Source organism: Brevibacillus sp. NRRL NRS-603, from assembly GCF_003013445.1.
Lineage (GTDB): Bacteria > Bacillota > Bacilli > Brevibacillales > Brevibacillaceae > Brevibacillus > Brevibacillus formosus.
The window spans coordinates 22,024-36,672 of sequence record NZ_PXZN01000005.1 but is presented as its reverse complement, the minus strand read 5'-3'; the positions used below and the strand labels follow the sequence as shown (position 1 = coordinate 36,672).

At 50.0% G+C, this 14,649-nt stretch carries 14 protein-coding genes; 3 read left to right on the top strand and 11 right to left on the bottom strand.

Annotated elements, in window-relative coordinates; all coding sequences use genetic code 11:
- Positions 1-59: 59 nt before the first annotated feature.
- Positions 60-893 carry a DUF6597 domain-containing transcriptional factor gene (locus C7R94_RS01690; RefSeq protein ID WP_106778201.1) on the bottom strand — a complete coding sequence of 278 codons (834 nt, stop codon included), beginning with the start codon at positions 891-893 and terminating at the stop codon, positions 60-62.
- A 151-nt stretch (positions 894-1,044) separates the two neighbouring features.
- On the opposite strand from C7R94_RS01690, the gene C7R94_RS01685 reads away from it, so the two are divergent.
- A complete protein-coding gene (locus C7R94_RS01685) occupies positions 1,045-1,827 on the top strand; it encodes a YheC/YheD family protein (RefSeq protein WP_327970632.1) in 783 nt (260 codons plus the stop codon).
- A gap of 36 nt (positions 1,828-1,863) precedes the next feature.
- Here C7R94_RS01685 and mscL read toward each other — a convergent pair whose 3' ends face one another.
- The 3 genes from mscL to C7R94_RS01670 are packed head-to-tail and all read right to left on the bottom strand — an operon-like array spanning position 1,864 to position 4,127.
- Positions 1,864-2,328, bottom strand: a complete 465-nt coding sequence (gene mscL, locus C7R94_RS01680) for a large-conductance mechanosensitive channel protein MscL (RefSeq protein WP_106778199.1) — start codon at positions 2,326-2,328, stop codon at positions 1,864-1,866.
- Positions 2,329-2,341: 13 nt separating this feature from the next.
- Entirely contained in the window at positions 2,342-3,274 is a 933-nt protein-coding gene (locus C7R94_RS01675; RefSeq protein WP_106778198.1) for a nucleoside hydrolase, read from the bottom strand.
- A gap of 4 nt (positions 3,275-3,278) precedes the next feature.
- Positions 3,279-4,127 carry a nucleoside hydrolase gene (locus tag C7R94_RS01670; protein ID WP_106778197.1) on the bottom strand — a complete coding sequence of 283 codons (849 nt, stop codon included), beginning with the start codon at positions 4,125-4,127 and terminating at the stop codon, positions 3,279-3,281.
- Positions 4,128-4,343: 216 nt separating this feature from the next.
- Between C7R94_RS01670 and C7R94_RS01665 the strand changes: the two genes are divergently transcribed.
- Positions 4,344-4,685, top strand: coding sequence for a hypothetical protein (locus C7R94_RS01665; RefSeq protein WP_047070806.1), 342 nt, complete (start codon positions 4,344-4,346; stop codon positions 4,683-4,685).
- A gap of 335 nt (positions 4,686-5,020) precedes the next feature.
- On the opposite strand, the gene C7R94_RS01660 is transcribed toward C7R94_RS01665, so the two are convergent.
- The 6 genes from C7R94_RS01660 to C7R94_RS01635 form a co-directional block, all read right to left on the bottom strand.
- Positions 5,021-5,236, bottom strand: coding sequence for a hypothetical protein (locus tag C7R94_RS01660; RefSeq protein WP_017250899.1), 216 nt, complete (start codon positions 5,234-5,236; stop codon positions 5,021-5,023).
- Positions 5,237-5,288: 52 nt separating this feature from the next.
- A complete protein-coding gene (locus tag C7R94_RS01655; protein WP_106778196.1) occupies positions 5,289-6,500 on the bottom strand; it encodes an ABC transporter permease in 1,212 nt (403 codons plus the stop codon).
- Positions 6,487-7,218, bottom strand: a complete 732-nt coding sequence (locus tag C7R94_RS01650) for an ABC transporter ATP-binding protein (RefSeq protein WP_106778195.1) — start codon at positions 7,216-7,218, stop codon at positions 6,487-6,489. The genes C7R94_RS01655 and C7R94_RS01650 overlap by 14 nt, the downstream gene beginning before the upstream one ends.
- Before the next feature lie 4 nt (positions 7,219-7,222).
- Positions 7,223-8,815, bottom strand: a complete 1,593-nt coding sequence (locus C7R94_RS01645; protein WP_106778194.1) for an efflux RND transporter periplasmic adaptor subunit — start codon at positions 8,813-8,815, stop codon at positions 7,223-7,225.
- Positions 8,816-8,960: 145 nt separating this feature from the next.
- Positions 8,961-10,394, bottom strand: a complete 1,434-nt coding sequence (locus C7R94_RS01640) for a HAMP domain-containing sensor histidine kinase (protein ID WP_106778193.1) — start codon at positions 10,392-10,394, stop codon at positions 8,961-8,963.
- Complete coding sequence (locus tag C7R94_RS01635; RefSeq protein ID WP_106778192.1) at positions 10,360-11,043, bottom strand: response regulator transcription factor; 684 nt, start codon at positions 11,041-11,043, stop codon at positions 10,360-10,362. The genes C7R94_RS01640 and C7R94_RS01635 overlap by 35 nt, the downstream gene beginning before the upstream one ends.
- A 137-nt stretch (positions 11,044-11,180) precedes the next feature.
- Between C7R94_RS01635 and bluB the strand changes: the two genes are divergently transcribed.
- Positions 11,181-11,834, top strand: coding sequence for a 5,6-dimethylbenzimidazole synthase (gene bluB, locus C7R94_RS01630; protein ID WP_088906445.1), 654 nt, complete (start codon positions 11,181-11,183; stop codon positions 11,832-11,834).
- A 260-nt stretch (positions 11,835-12,094) separates the two neighbouring features.
- Here bluB and hrpB read toward each other — a convergent pair whose 3' ends face one another.
- Entirely contained in the window at positions 12,095-14,599 is a 2,505-nt protein-coding gene (hrpB, locus tag C7R94_RS01625; protein ID WP_106778191.1) for an ATP-dependent helicase HrpB, read from the bottom strand.
- Positions 14,600-14,649: the final 50 nt, after the last annotated feature.

The following is a 14,649-nucleotide window of genomic DNA, read 5'->3' as shown; positions in this document are numbered from 1 at the left end:
TTAGGATAACGCGTCTCGCCAAAAGAAGATTGTAAAAAACGGACAACATTTCGAGACTATCAATTCGCACGATCTGGCGAGACAATTTTACTTGGAGCTACACCGTAAAAAGTGTGAAAGCTCTTGATCAAGTGCGACTGGTCGTAATAGCCACATTGGAGAGCGGCATCTGTAAACGAAGTGCGCGTTCCCTTCGCCAGCATTTGCAGCAGTCCTTGAAATTGAATAATTCGCCCCAGTTCCTTCGGGCTCATACCCAACTGCTGTTGAAACGTCCTGCGCAAGCTTCTCTCGCTGTAATTCACTTTCTCGGCGAGCGCGGCAACGGAAAGATTTCCTCTGTATTCATACAAATAGTTCATGCTTGTCAAAAGCAACTGATCTGCTGGGTTATCCATCCACAAGCGTTTGATAAGCTCCCGCTCCAAAAAAGCGAGCCGCTCCGCCGTATCGGAAGCTTCGAGCAAGCCTTCTATCACCTCATTTGCCTCTTTACCCCAGATGTCTTCCAGATTGGGATGATGTCCGTTGATCATGGCGATGGGGTAGCGCAAAAAGCGAGCCGCTCCCTCAGCGTAAAAACGAATACCGATCAAGGATTGTGGTTCGGTCAATGGGATTACCTCGTACGTCCTCATCAGTCCCGTTAGAAATGCCCCCGTCTGATAGGAAGTGGCACCAAGATTGAAAATGATATCGACGCATCCATCGGGTATGACTCGGCTTGCAGGTGCTATCCCTTTGCCGTCGTACTCTGAGGTCCAGTAGCAGGCGATATCGTTCACCAGACATTTGCTAGGCATGTACTCTTGGTAGTGATAGGCATTTTGGGCGCTCGCTCGTTGCAGAGTCGGAGGTTGCACCGGACGGAATTGCCGCATGATTTTCGCCATCCTTCTCTTATAATTAGAACATATATTCCCCCACAATCTCTTAACTCCTTCTCAGTCCTTGGCAATTTTTGAAAAACGCCCCTTGTCAAAATGAAAACGGTCGCGAACACTCCTGCATATGCTGGGACGAATGGATTTTTCGTAAAGTGAGGTGCGTGATGTGATCTCCTCCTCCAAGTGGAGCCTTCATCAGTTCTTTTCAAAAAGTCCTTACATTCGTCCTTACCTGCCGCCAACTGCTTTATATCAGCCCTCAAGCTTGGACTCGTATGTAGCGAAGTATTCTACCGTCTATATCAAACCGACGAGAACCCATATGGGGAAGGGCATTATTCGTGTCTGGAAAACGGATAGCGGGGGCTATCAATTTGTGAAGGAGCGCGGAGAGCCTATGCAGGCAGTTTCTTTAGCTGACTTGAAGCAGCGACTTGCCGCGCTGTGCACAGAAAAAAATTATGTCATACAAAAAGGGCTGGATTTAGCTGAGATTGACGGTCGTCCCTTTGACATTCGCGTCATGATGATGCGCAATGGCTTAGGCAAATGGCAGTATGCCGGCATGCTAGCCAAGGTAGCTGGTGCCGACAGCATTATTACTAATGTCGCTCGCGGCGGCGGATATGCCGTCACAGTCCCGCATGCCTTGAAAAAGTCGGGAGCTGTTACGCCCGACAAAATAAAAAGTATCGTCTCTCAGTTGATCCAAGTTAGTCACCGTGTTTGTGCCCACTTTAATAAATATCGGCACAGTGCTCAAATCGGCGTCGATTTTGCCATTGAGAAAGCAGGAAACCTCTCCATTATTGAGGTCAATTACGATTTTCCTTCCCACGGGCTGTTTGCCAAGCTCAAAGACAAGACCTATTACCATAAAATTAAAAGACTTCACTACCAGTATAAAAACCGCGTGAAACGAAAACAGAGGAAGGCATAATCGCCCTCCTCTGTTCGTTTGATTCCTGGATATGTCTTATTCGTGTGCCAGTGCTGTTCCTTTTGTATCCAGCATGGAGGTGCAGTTCGGGCAGCGCGTAGCCTTGATTGGAATAGCCGAGATGCAATGCGGGCACTCTTTTGTCGTTTCAGGTGCTTTCACCACTTCTTGCTTACGTTTGAAACGGTTGAGCTGCTTGATGACGATAAAAATAGAAAAGGCAATAATGACAAAATCAATCACGGAATTGAGGAACAACCCGTAGTTTAGTGTGGCAGCATTAGCTGTTTTTGCTTCGGCGATCGTCTTATAAGGAACTCCACTCAAATTGATGAACAGGCCGGAGAAATCCACCTTGCCCAGAAGCAATCCGATCAATGGGGTAATAATATCATTAACGAGTGAGGTAACAATTTTACCGAAAGCCCCACCAATAACGACACCGACAGCGAGATCCATTACATTTCCTTTTAACGCAAACTCTTTAAACTCTTTTAACATAATGATTTCCTCCTTACCTACCTAAAACATATTGTAAAAAATGACTGACAAAGCGCTCATGATCAACCTGCAAGCACACGTCCACATTCGGGGGCTGCGCTGGATGTTCCCGTCTGTCCCCAATCGTACGGGCATCACTCGCTCCCCCGGACGTATCTACGGCAACATGCATCGGGACTGACTTCACAAACGTCGGATCAATGACGACACCTACCGCCAACGGATCATGCAGACCGCAGCCGCGCAAATTGCCCACTGTCACGTAGGCATTCATGTACACCTCGCACATATCCGCAAAAACATGGCTCAAGCGTGTATCCTTCGTTCTCCATTCCTGCAGGTGTTCGCGGGTAAGCAGCGTTTGCATCGTCACATCCAGGCCTACCAGCGTCACGGGAATACCAGACTGGAAGACATACGCTGCGGCTTCTGGATCTGCACAAATATTCGCCTCTGCTACAGGTGTGCGATTCCCCGGCACCGTTACAGCTCCCCCCATCACGACCACTCGTTTGACAAGGGATACGATTTCTGGAGCAGCCATAATCGCCCGTGCCAAATTGGTCATGCTTCCGACGGTCACGAGTGTCAATTGGTGAGGATTTTCCTTAATCGTAGAGATGAGATATTGAGTGGCACACTGTGGCTGAGCCGTTGTCGATGGCTCTGGAAGGACGACATTTCCTAGCCCGTTTTCACCGTGGAACAGCCTTGCTTTTCCTGTAAGATCGCGAACAATCGGCTTCGATGCTCCCTGATAGACAGGAATCCCAGAAGCACCCAGCAGCTCTAGCACCTGTAAGGTATTGCGTGTTGCTTCCTCCACCGTAATATTGCCAAAAGTCGTGGTAATCCCACACACTTCAAGAGCAGGCGAGTGAACGGCATAAGCAATCGCCAGCGCATCATCAATCCCGGTATCTACATCCAAAATGATTTTTTCCATGCGCTTATACCCCTCCCTGATCCAAAACAGTTTGCAGCCAGCGCTCTGCCTCTGCCATCTCAACCTCAACACATACGACCGTATCGGTTCCTACACTCGGTTTCGCCCGTAGATCGGCTAGAATGGCACCGCGTGATAATTCACTCTTGCAATCGACGGAGAGCTTCATCTGCTCCGTCCGCATCTCATCAGGCGAGAGAGCCGCGAGCATCGCTACCCATGCATGGAGCGCACCAGCAGAAGCGGCGAACTGCACATCTGACATCGTCGTTCGATCGATTAGGCCAACTGCTTGTGCCAGACTCCCCAGCGTATGTACTTGTTCTTCCTTCAAACGAAACGTACTGGTTGTATCTAATGGAACGAGCACAAGTGGCAAGCGGGCTGCCAAAACGAGCGCAGCTGCTTCCGGATCACCATGCATGTTTGTTTCGGCAATAGCCGTTACGTCTCCTGGTACGCGTATCGCTCCACCCTGCACCACGATTCGCGTGAATTTACGCGCCAACAGTGGGTCACGCGCGACAGCCAAAGCTAGCGTCGTCAATCGGTCGAACGTCACGAGTGTCAAGTCACTTTCCTCATCCTGCGTATTTTCCACAAGGAGTCGTACACCTTCCGAGGTGGTCGTATCTACCGTTCCTGAGAAAAGCGGCTGCTTGGCACCTGTTACGATTGGAATTTCATAGCCTGGCTGTGCAAAATCAATCAACTTGCTAGCCAAGCTTGACTGCGATTCTCTGCAAATGATCCCTGCCACTTGAACATCAGGCGACCCCAATGCATACAGCAAGGCCAGCCCTTGACCAAATCCACCGCAAAACTCGATGATCAACCGGTGTTTTTTTGCCACAATCTCATCTCCCGCTTCTCGCTATTGCCATTTGTCAAAACCGCTTTTCCTATGCTATCCAAATCAGAAGCAACCGTCAAATATCCAAATGCTCATCTCTACCTTCTCTTCTCTTGCATCGAACGGATAACTATTTTACACTTATTCATAACTTCGACAAAAATCGCCATCACACAAGACTAATGCGCCAAGCCATGCAAAAGGAGTATAACGGTCATGCCTTCGTTGAACCGCTCAAACATGGATGCTATTTCTCTCGTGAAAAACCAACTGATCCAAGCGATTGTGCTGCACCAAACGAAGCCTTATCTGCCTGTTTGGGGAGAACTCTTTACAGCGTTGCGGGAAATCCAAAAGGCAGGCCAGCATTCACAGAAAAATATACACGTCTATTCCATTGAGCCGACAGGCGATCTCTGGTATTTGTACCGAGAAAATGTTTTTTCTGTCGATTTGCCTGGAATGGGCATCACGATTTCTCTCACACAGGAGCAATTTATTGATGCCTTGCTAAAAGGAAGCTTTCAACCTACCCTTTCGATAACAAAGCCGTCATGAGAAACGGCTTTTTTTCATGCATTTTGGACAAAAAAAAGCCCCAAGATCAAATCTTGGGAGAGAGTAGTACGTTATATTCACGTGAATAAGCTTATTTTATATCCCACTACTCACTCATTCTAGCTGTATATTCAGGTAATTGTACCTATTATATCCTATGCGCAAAAAAAAGAGGCGGCCCTTCTGCACGGATTGGGTGCCGCCATCCCGAACTTCCCCAAGTTCGTTCATATTCGAATTGTACTATGAAACAGCCCTATCGAAAAGTGTCAGGTTTTGTTTTCCTGTGAATTATTGCAAATCCCTGACGCCTGCTCGGGCCATCAGGGATCATTCTATTTGCTATCGTTGTTGAGCACATCAGCAGCTCTTGGTCCAAAAATGATATACAAATAGACATATTGGCTGACGCTAACTCGAGGAAAGACGAACGCCACACTGGTCTTGCCCTCTTGCTGTCTGACAAAATAACGCAATTTGCTTGTTTTGATCCTTTTCACAATGCGTGTCGCTTCTCGCCATGGTACGGAAAATTGAACGCTTTTTTCCATCAGCACCAACACCTCTCACGGCTAGTATGCCCGGATTGGTAAAATTACACACTCACTCATACCGCAGTGCGTCAATTGGTTTGAGCTGTGCTGCTTTTCTCGCCGGGTACACACCAAAAATAACACCAACCAATGTAGAGGTCAGAAACGCGTACATGATCGGCGACAGACTGATTGAGGTTGCCATCTGACTGAGCTTGCTAACCAAAAACGCAGCCCCTACCCCTAAGGCAATGCCAATCACTCCGCCAATCAGGCTAAGCGTAACCGCTTCGATCAAAAACTGACGGAGAATATCTCCCCGCTTGGCTCCGATCGCCTTGCGAATCCCGATCTCCCGTGTCCGCTCCGTGACGGATACAAGCATAATGTTCATCACGCCGATCCCGCCAACAATCAGAGAGATGGCGGCAATGCCAGATAAAAGCGCGGTCATCGAGCTGGATACTGACTGTGCCGTGCTTAATATGTCGGACTGGGACGTAATGCGAAAATCATCGGCAGCTTGTGGCCGTAGTTTGTGATTGGCACGAAGGGCTTGCTGAATATCTTGTTGAGCCTTCTCCATCAAGTCCGACGAAGCTGCCGAGACGTAGATCGAGCCCACGTTTTTGCCTCCAGTCAACCTGTTCATCGCAGTGGTAATCGGAATGATGATCCGATCGTCGTTGTTTGTCATGCCTGAACTTCCCTGGCTCTGTAATACGCCGATGATCGTAAACGGCATCCGGTTGATCTGAACGGTTTGCCCTACTGGATTCGCTCCTTTAAACAGGTTGCTGACCACCTCAGTCCCTACGACAGCCACGTTGTATTGCATTTTCACTTCAAAGTTGCTAAAGAAACGCCCTTGTCCTACTTCTACATTCCTCACCTGAGGGAAATCGGCTGACGTCCCCTCGAGCATACTCGAATAGTTATTGCTGCCCCAGACAATCTGCCCCCGCGCATTGACGCTGGGAGCGACACCCGAAATGGACTCTTTTTGCATCAAGGCTTCTGCATCTGCCATCGTCAGCGTATTCAGAGAGCCAGCCCCAAGGCTTACCCTGCCTTGTGTCGCCTGACCAGGTGTGACAATCAGCAGGTTGCTCCCTAAACCATTGATCTGCGAAGCAACAGACGTGGAAGTCCCTTCTCCGATCGCCACCATCGCGATAACAGCAGCCACACCGATGATGATTCCCAGCATTGTGAGAACGGAGCGCAAGCCATTTGCCCTGATGCTGCGAAATGAAATGCGTACACATTCAAGAAAGCTCATCTGCTCTACCCTCCATCGACACCCTCCTGCGATCCTCCACCACTTCATCCGAGATGATTTGCCCATCACGAAACCGGACAATCCTCTTGGCATACTCCGCAATATCAGGTTCATGCGTCACCAAAATAACTGTTTTGCCCGCATCGTTCAGCTTTTGAAAGATTCCCATGATCTCTTCACTCGTCTTCGTGTCCAGCGCTCCTGTCGGCTCGTCTGCCAGTAGAATGACGGGATCATTGACGAGAGCTCGCGCGATCGACACGCGTTGCTGCTGTCCGCCTGACAGCTCATTGGGCTTGTTGTTCAATCGCTCTGCCAGTCCGACACTCGTTAATGCCCGGATGGCTTTTTCTCTTCGCTCCCGTGCAGGCGTGCCTCCATATAACAGAGGCAGCTCGACATTTTCAACTGCGGTCGTACGCGGCAACAGATTGAAATTTTGAAAAACAAAGCCGATTTTCTGATTGCGGATGACTGCCAATTCATCATCATGTGCTTGTGATACAGGATAGCCGTCCAAAAAAAATTCTCCCGAGGTAGGCTTATCCAGACAGCCAATCACATTCATCATCGAAGACTTGCCTGAACCGGAGGGCCCCATGATTGCCACGAAATCCCCTACCTCAATCGACAAGCTGACACCCCTGAGCGCATATATCTCCTGGTCTCCGATGACGTACTGCTTTCTCAGCTCTTCTATTTGAATGACCGGTTTCATCTGCCTACCGTCCCCTTATCTGGACGCCCATTCCGCCGAATCCCGGCATACCGCCGCCCATTCGATTTCCATTTTGACTCGTTCCAGATGAAGTCTGAGTATTCACGAGGATGACGACACGCTCTCCTTCGGTAAGCCCCTCTGTCACCTCTACCTGATCGGCAGTGAAGTACCCCATTTTGATCGGAACAAATCGATACGGCATATTCGCTCTGCCCTCTTTGGCTCCACTGCGGTTGTTTGCTTGCTTCGCCTCAGCCTGATTCCCTTCAGTTCCTTCTCCAGCTTGTTGTGCAGCAGCATCCTTTAGTACATACACGCCATCCTTGCCATTTTGCGTTTGCAGCGCTTGCGCAGGTACCAGGAGCACATTTTTATGGGTTCCTCGTTCGATCGCGACATTCATCGTCATCCCGATCTTCAATTTGTTATCCTGGTTTGCCACAGACAAAAGCACATCGTAAGTGGTGACCCCAGCATCGGTTTTCGCTTCCGGATAAATCAGCTTTACTTTTCCACGGAACGTCTCGTCTGCATAAGAGCTCGTCGTAAATGTCACAGGCAAGCCTTCCTGCACTTTTCCGATGTCGCTCTGGCTGATCTGGGCCAACACCTCTAAATCTCCGCTATTCGAATTATCCATGATAATGAAATCATTGCCGGGTATTTCGCCTACATTGCCATTCACCTGGACGATCACTCCATCCATCGGCGCTTTCAAGGTGACAGCCCTCAATGCCTTCTGTGCTTGTTGCAGCCCCGCTTTTGCCTGTTCCACTGCTGCTTTGGCTGATAATACTGTGGCGGCATCCGGACCTTCATTGGCTTCCTGTAACGCTTCTTGCGCTGTTTGATACGCAGCCAATGCTTGCTCTACCTTCACACTCGCCTGTCCTGTCGTCTGTCCGGCTGTCAGCACGGCCGAGTTGTAATCGCGTTGGGCTTGATCCAAAGAGGCCTGAGCACTGTCGAATTCACTCTTGGCAATCGCACCTGCCGCGAACAAGGCCTGCTGGGAAGTGTACGTCTTCTTAGCACTCTCCAGGTTTGCCTTTGCCTTCGCTACGTCATTCGCCGCTTTTTTCCCGTCAATGTTTTGCTTTGCCAGCTCCCATTCGTTCTTGGTCTGATTGACGGCAGCTTGTAAAGAAGTGATTTCAGCAGGACTCTTGCGCTTTTGTGCCTCCTCTAGCTTGGCTTGCGCCGACAATAAATTCGCTTCCGCATTGGTTACCTGGATTCTCGCTACGGAATCGTCCATCGTCGCCAGAATTTGCCCTGCCTTCACCGCATCACCAACGCCGACCTGAATGGTAGAGATGGCATCCTTGGCTTCTTCGGCATCAGAAAACGAGAGAGACGAGCGCTTGGAAGCCTGGACAGTGCCTGATGCCATCACGACTTCTGAGATGTCTCCCCTTTTTACCGTCTCTACTTGAAAAGCGGCCTGCGCCGTTTGTGGGGTAAGAAACGACTGGTAGCCGAATACCCCACCTGAAACGATCACGGCCCCGACAGCCAAAACCCCAACGATCCACCTTTTCTTGTTGCTTCCTGCCTTTGAAAACAACTCTCTCTTTTTCTCCTTGTGAGTCACACTCAGTCCTCCTACCGTCTACTTGATTGAAGACTTGTCTTTTTGGTTGCGACCACTATACGGAATGAATACGTCAGGGAAAAGTCAGATGAAGACACAAAAAAACGACCTGAGAGAACCAGGTCGCTTTTTGATCATGCATGGATTATTTGCGTAAAATCAACGTGAAAGTGCTGCCTGACGCCGTACTCTCCGTCAGAATCAACATACCTCCTAATGCTTGGGCAATCATTCTGCTATAAGACAAACCAAGCCCCAGCCCACGGACGATGTGCTTCTTGTCCTCGCCACGGTAGAATCGCTCGAAAATCAAAGACTGTTCTTCTATCGGTATCCCGCGTCCATTGTCCTTCACGTCAATGCGAATTTCATCCGCTGATGCAGATAGTGACACGACGATCCGCCCCTCCGATTCCATCGCTTGTGCTGCATTGTTTAGGAGATTGTACATGATTTGCTGCACACGCAACGGGTCAGTATCAATCATGACCGGATCAGAGGTATTTTCGAGGTGCAGGCTGAGCTTCTCTTCTTCCTGCGCAATTTTCCATTGGTGCGTAATTTCTCGAATCAGCTCCTGCATGTTTTGAGGTTGCCTGCGAATGCGAATGTCACCGACTGCAAAAGAGTTAAAATCGAGCAAATCCTCTACCATTTTTTGCAGACGTGTCGTTTCCTTCGTACAAATATCCAAAAACTCCTTGGCTTCCTCACCGCTGACAACCTCTTCCCTCACGGCTTGCACCAGCCCACTGATGGACGTAACAGGTGTTTTGAGTTCGTGGGTTACCCCTGCCAATAACTCGGTACGCATCATTTCCAGCTGCTTCAATCGCTCTGCCATTTCTCCAAAGGAATGGATCAGTTCATACACTTCTTGTTCGCGCTTGTTTTTATCCAATTGAATCTCGTAGTTTCCCAGCACGATTTGCTTGGCTGCATCCGCCACATCCTTAATCGGCTGAGACAGCTTTTTCGTCAGCAAATAAATGACGAGCCACCCAAGCAAACCGAGCCCCAGAAGCATGGTCACGAGCAATTGGAATTCGGTCATGCTGCGTATCACCTGTTTTTGCGGGGTGAACAGCATGACCCATCCAACCACCCGCTCATCAACCTTAATGCTTTCCTTCACGAAAAGCACTTCGTCGCCCCGCGCAAGCTCAAACTGTGACAGGCTGTCATCCGCTTCCACCAAATCAGGCGCGATGCGCTTCAGTTCCCCAGAAAAAGGACCGGGTACGCCAAATACTGGTTGCTTGTGTTCATCTAAGATCATCATAATTGGCTTGTAATTGACTCCGAGTGACTCCTGGCGACTGTCCACAATACGAAACAAGAACGGAGCCATTTTTACCTTGCCTTCCACATCAACGACCCGATCTGCTATTTCCGCTGCCATCAGTCTCATAAAATCAAGGCGTTTTTGAGTCTCGCTATAAGAAATCCAGTAGCTGGATGCAATCCCGATCACGAAAAGGCCGATACACAAGATGATCAAGTATCGCGTCGTCCAGTACCGAAACAAAGAGGTGCGTTTTTTCTCACTCATATACGCACAGTTTGTAGCCCAAGCCACGATAGGTACGGATTTCCCCTTCGGATGTCGGCCAATTTTCCAAAGATCGCCGGATGCGTTTGATCGCGAGGTCTACTGCGCGATCACTTCCTTCGTAATCCATCCCCCACACTTGTTCGATGAGCTGTTCTCTGGTGAACGTCTGGTTTTTGTACTGCGCCAAAAAAAGAAACAGGCACAAGTCCTTTGGTGTAAACGCCAGCTCGATTCCGTACAGCATGACAGAATACGCCTTGAAGTCGACTTTCAGACTGCCAAACTGCTTCACATGATTGCCTTCTATCAATTGTTTCGAGCGACGTAATACTGCATGTACGCGAGCAACCACTTCATCGGCAATAAAGGGCTTAGTGATATAGTCGTCAGCACCTTGATTTAGACCCGCCAGCTTGTTATCTATTTGTCCCAACGCTGTCAGCATGATGACAGGACACGAGCTTTTCGCCCGAATATATTCGAGAATACTCCATCCGCTTCGTCCAGGCAGCATCACATCCAACAAGACAAGTGCAGGATTGAGTGAATCAAACTTCCGCTCTGCTTCCTCGCCGTTAAATGCCTGTTCAACCCGAAAGTTGTTTTTTTCCAAATACGCCTTCAATACCCGAGAGATGGGTAACTCGTCTTCCACGATTAAGATGTTTTGCATGCTTGTACTCTCTCCCCTCTGCTCGGACTAATCTTCCCTTTAGCGTAGGACATGAATATGTCAAGCAGATGTCTGGAAGGAAGCATACTTTGTAAGTAAAATAAAGAGGCCTGAATGCAAATAGGGAGGTTTTTCTCATGAAACGCTTAACCGCGGAAGAAAAAAACGGTTTGTATAAAGCCATTAGCAATCGTCGCGATATTCGTACCTTTCGCCCAGATCCTGTCGCCCCGGAAAAGCTCGCCATGATCTTGGCTGCTGCCCACCACGCTCCTTCTGTCGGATTCATGCAGCCATGGAATTTTGTCCTGGTGGAAGACGATGCAACCAAGCAAGCTCTCGCAGAATGTGCGGATAAAGAGCGCAGGGCGCTTGCCATCCACTACGAAGGGACGGGACGAGAGTCTACCTTTTTGGAGTTGAAAATTCAAGGGATCAAGGAAGCGCCTGTCACCATCTGTGTCACTTGTGATCCTACACGTGGCGGAGACCATGTACTCGGACGCAATTCCATCCCAGAAACAGATATCATGTCTGTCAGCTGTGCGATCCAAAACATGTGGCTGGCTGCCTACGCAGAAGATTTGGCGATGGGCTGGGTCAGTTTTTACAAGAAGGCCGACGTGCGTCGTATCCTGAACATACCGCCGCATATCGATCCTGTCGCATTGCTGTCAATCGGGTACACGGATCATTACCCGGAACGTCCACTCTTGGAGCTGCACCAATGGAGACAACGCGAGGATCTGCAACAGTTGATTTATCGGGAGCAGTGGGGAAACAAAGCGTAAGCCTTGACTCTGACTCCATACGAAAAAAAGGGCGCTGCAACTGCGGCACCTTTTTTTTACAAAAAAAAGACCGCCTGATGGAACAGGCAGCCCAGAGAAATAGAGGGGGTAGTACGTGATTCACGGTATGTTCCTGACGTGTCAGAACATGAAGAAGGTTTCACAATTGACGTGACTCACGAACATGGAACTAGCAAAATGGGAAATTTCACCTGACGCGAAGCCCTCCCTCTATGCCCGAATATACCTAGCGAATCGTTTTATAGGCGTGGACGTGTCCGGTTTGTCGGAATGGCCGCTAGCGGATCATCTGGCCAGTAATGCTTGGGATAACGGCCCTTTAAATCTTTTTTCACTTCAAAATACGCATGTGCCCAAAAGCTCGCCAAGTCCCGTGTCACTTGTACCGGACGATGAGCCGGCGAAAGCAGGTGCAATGTCAGGGGTACCCTGCCTCTGCCTATTCTCGGAGAGTCTTGCCAACCAAACAACTCCTGTAGCCGGACCGAAAGCACTGGTGCCGCTGAATCGCTGTAATCGACAGGAATTTTGGAACCGCTCGGGACAATCACATGAGTCGGAGCGTATTCGTCTAGTTGTCTGCGCTGCTCCCATGACAGCATACCCTCTAACAACGTCGTCACTGCCAGCGACTGCAGGTCTTCCTTTTTTTTGAAACCATACACATGGGGACCGAGCCATTCCTCCAAGGAAACAAGCAGTGCCTCATCTGCCACATTCGGCCAGCCTTCCTCCAGACGATGCATAAAGAGCAAGCGCTCCCGATACTGTCTCGCCTGCCGATTCCACGGCAAAATCTCCAAGCCTTCTTCCTTTATTCCGTCCAAGAGCGCTGTTAACACCTCATCTGGCGAAGCCTCCGCAGCTATATCCGCCAACAGGATCGACCCCAACCGTTTTTGCTTGCGGCTGCGAACTGCTCCTGCTGTATGCTCCCACCATACGTTCATTCGTTCGGTAATCTGCATCGCACAATCATTCAACAGCTCGCTTTCTTCCACGCTAGCCGCCAGTAATATCCGACTATCTGCGCCTTGGTCATCGAGTTCTGCTGCCACAATATATGGCGAAGCAGCCAGTGGCTGCTGCACGGAAAAAGCCGCCCCACGCCCATTGCGAAGCAAATAGCGTCCATCTGCCCTTCGCTGTGCGATCCGGTCCGGGTATGCAAACGCCAGCAGTCTTCCCGTCGCTTCTGTACGAGCGGACGTGTCACCAGGCTTGTTGTTTATCCAGATCCGTTTGAAGTGCGCCGCCTCCTTCCAGAGTCTTTTGCAAGCTCCTGCATCAATCGGCAGCTCTCCTGCACCACTCTGTTTGTTTGCTACCTGACGAAGCATTTCAACACGCGTACGCATATCCGCATCTGCTGACGCTTGACGCCCCCTCACAATATCTCGTTCTTCCAAAAGGACAGCCAGCTCGCAGGCCAGTTCACCTTCCCCCAGCTCATTCGCTTTCTGAATCATGTGGCCCAATCTCGGATGCACCCCCATCCCAGCCAGCACTCGTCCATGTGGTGTGATCTGCTTCCGCTCATCGAATGCGCCCAGCTGAAGCAGCAGCTCTTGAGCCTGTGCCATCGCTGGCTTCGGCGGGGGATTCAGCCAATCGAGTTCTTCCGGTGCCCCGACTCCCCACAGTGCCAGCTCCAAAGCGAGCACAGCCAGATCCGCTTCCATGATTTCAGGTGCCTGCTGTGGAACGAGCATGCGATCTTCTTGCTCTGTCCATAGCCGAAAACAGACCCCAGGCGCAAGACGTCCAGCCCTTCCTCGCCGTTGGTCAGCAGATGCCTTCGATACCTTTGCAGTCTCCAGTCTTGTCATCCCTGTTCGGGGAGAAAATCGCGGGACCCGTTTTAATCCACTATCAATCACGATGCGCACACCCTCGACAGTCAAGCTCGTCTCGGCAATAGTGGTAGCGAGGACAATTTTGCGCTCTCCTGTTTTCCCGGGCAGGATCGCCTTGTCTTGTTCCTCCTGCGGCAAATTTCCGTAAAGAGGCGCAATCCGTATATTCGAGCCCACACCGCTTTGTTCAAGCAACTCTTGCACCCGATGAATTTCTTTGGCTCCCGGTAAAAAGACAAGCATATCTCCCTCTTCTTGTCTCAACGCATGGAAGATCATCTGGACAACTGCTTCCTCCAGACGCCCCTCCATCGGGGAAGTCAAAAAGTGCGTCTCCACTGGAAACATCCTGCCTTTACTACTAATAACGGGAGCATTCCCCAGCAAGGCTGACACGGGCTCAGCATCGAGCGTAGCGGACATCACGAGAATTCGCAGGTCTTCCCGAAACAAGCCTTGTGCCTGAAGACTTAGGGCCAGCCCTAAATCCGCGTGCAAATTACGTTCGTGGAACTCGTCGAAAATAACAAGACCGACATTAGATAGCTCCGGATCATCCTGCAGCATTCTCGTTAAAATTCCTTCTGTAATCACTTCAATCCGAGTACCTGGACCGACTCTTGATTCACGCTTGACCCGGTATCCGACCGTTTGTCCAACTTCTTCCCCCAGCAAGGCAGCCATGTAGGCAGCGGCTTGCCGTGCAGCCAGTCGGCGTGGGACCAGCATCACAATTCGGCGATTGTGCAACCAAGCTTCATCACGCAAGGCCAGTGGCACTCGCGTCGTCTTCCCCGCACCCGGAGCAGCGACCAATACTGCGTTTGTCTCTTTGCGCAGCGTGTTTACCAGCTCGGGCAATACTTCATTTATCGGCAATGCATTCATATTTTCACCTCATACGAGCAATCATCCCTATTCATCATACACGATACAGG

Excerpts from the sequence above, each read along its gene's own strand:
- mscL (WP_106778199.1), bottom strand. The coding sequence starts at position 2,328 with ATGTTAAAAGAGTTTAAAGAGTTTGCGTTAAAAGGAAATGTAATGGAT.
- C7R94_RS01690 (WP_106778201.1), bottom strand. The coding sequence starts at position 893 with ATGGCGAAAATCATGCGGCAATTCCGTCCGGTGCAACCTCCGACTCTG.
- bluB (WP_088906445.1), top strand. The coding sequence starts at position 11,181 with ATGAAACGCTTAACCGCGGAAGAAAAAAACGGTTTGTATAAAGCCATT.
- C7R94_RS01650 (WP_106778195.1), bottom strand. The coding sequence starts at position 7,218 with ATGAAACCGGTCATTCAAATAGAAGAGCTGAGAAAGCAGTACGTCATC.
- C7R94_RS01660 (WP_017250899.1), bottom strand. The coding sequence starts at position 5,236 with ATGGAAAAAAGCGTTCAATTTTCCGTACCATGGCGAGAAGCGACACGC.
- hrpB (WP_106778191.1), bottom strand. The coding sequence starts at position 14,599 with ATGAATGCATTGCCGATAAATGAAGTATTGCCCGAGCTGGTAAACACG.
- C7R94_RS01665 (WP_047070806.1), top strand. The coding sequence starts at position 4,344 with ATGCCTTCGTTGAACCGCTCAAACATGGATGCTATTTCTCTCGTGAAA.
- C7R94_RS01655 (WP_106778196.1), bottom strand. The coding sequence starts at position 6,500 with ATGAGCTTTCTTGAATGTGTACGCATTTCATTTCGCAGCATCAGGGCA.
- C7R94_RS01675 (WP_106778198.1), bottom strand. The coding sequence starts at position 3,274 with ATGGAAAAAATCATTTTGGATGTAGATACCGGGATTGATGATGCGCTG.
- C7R94_RS01635 (WP_106778192.1), bottom strand. The coding sequence starts at position 11,043 with ATGCAAAACATCTTAATCGTGGAAGACGAGTTACCCATCTCTCGGGTA.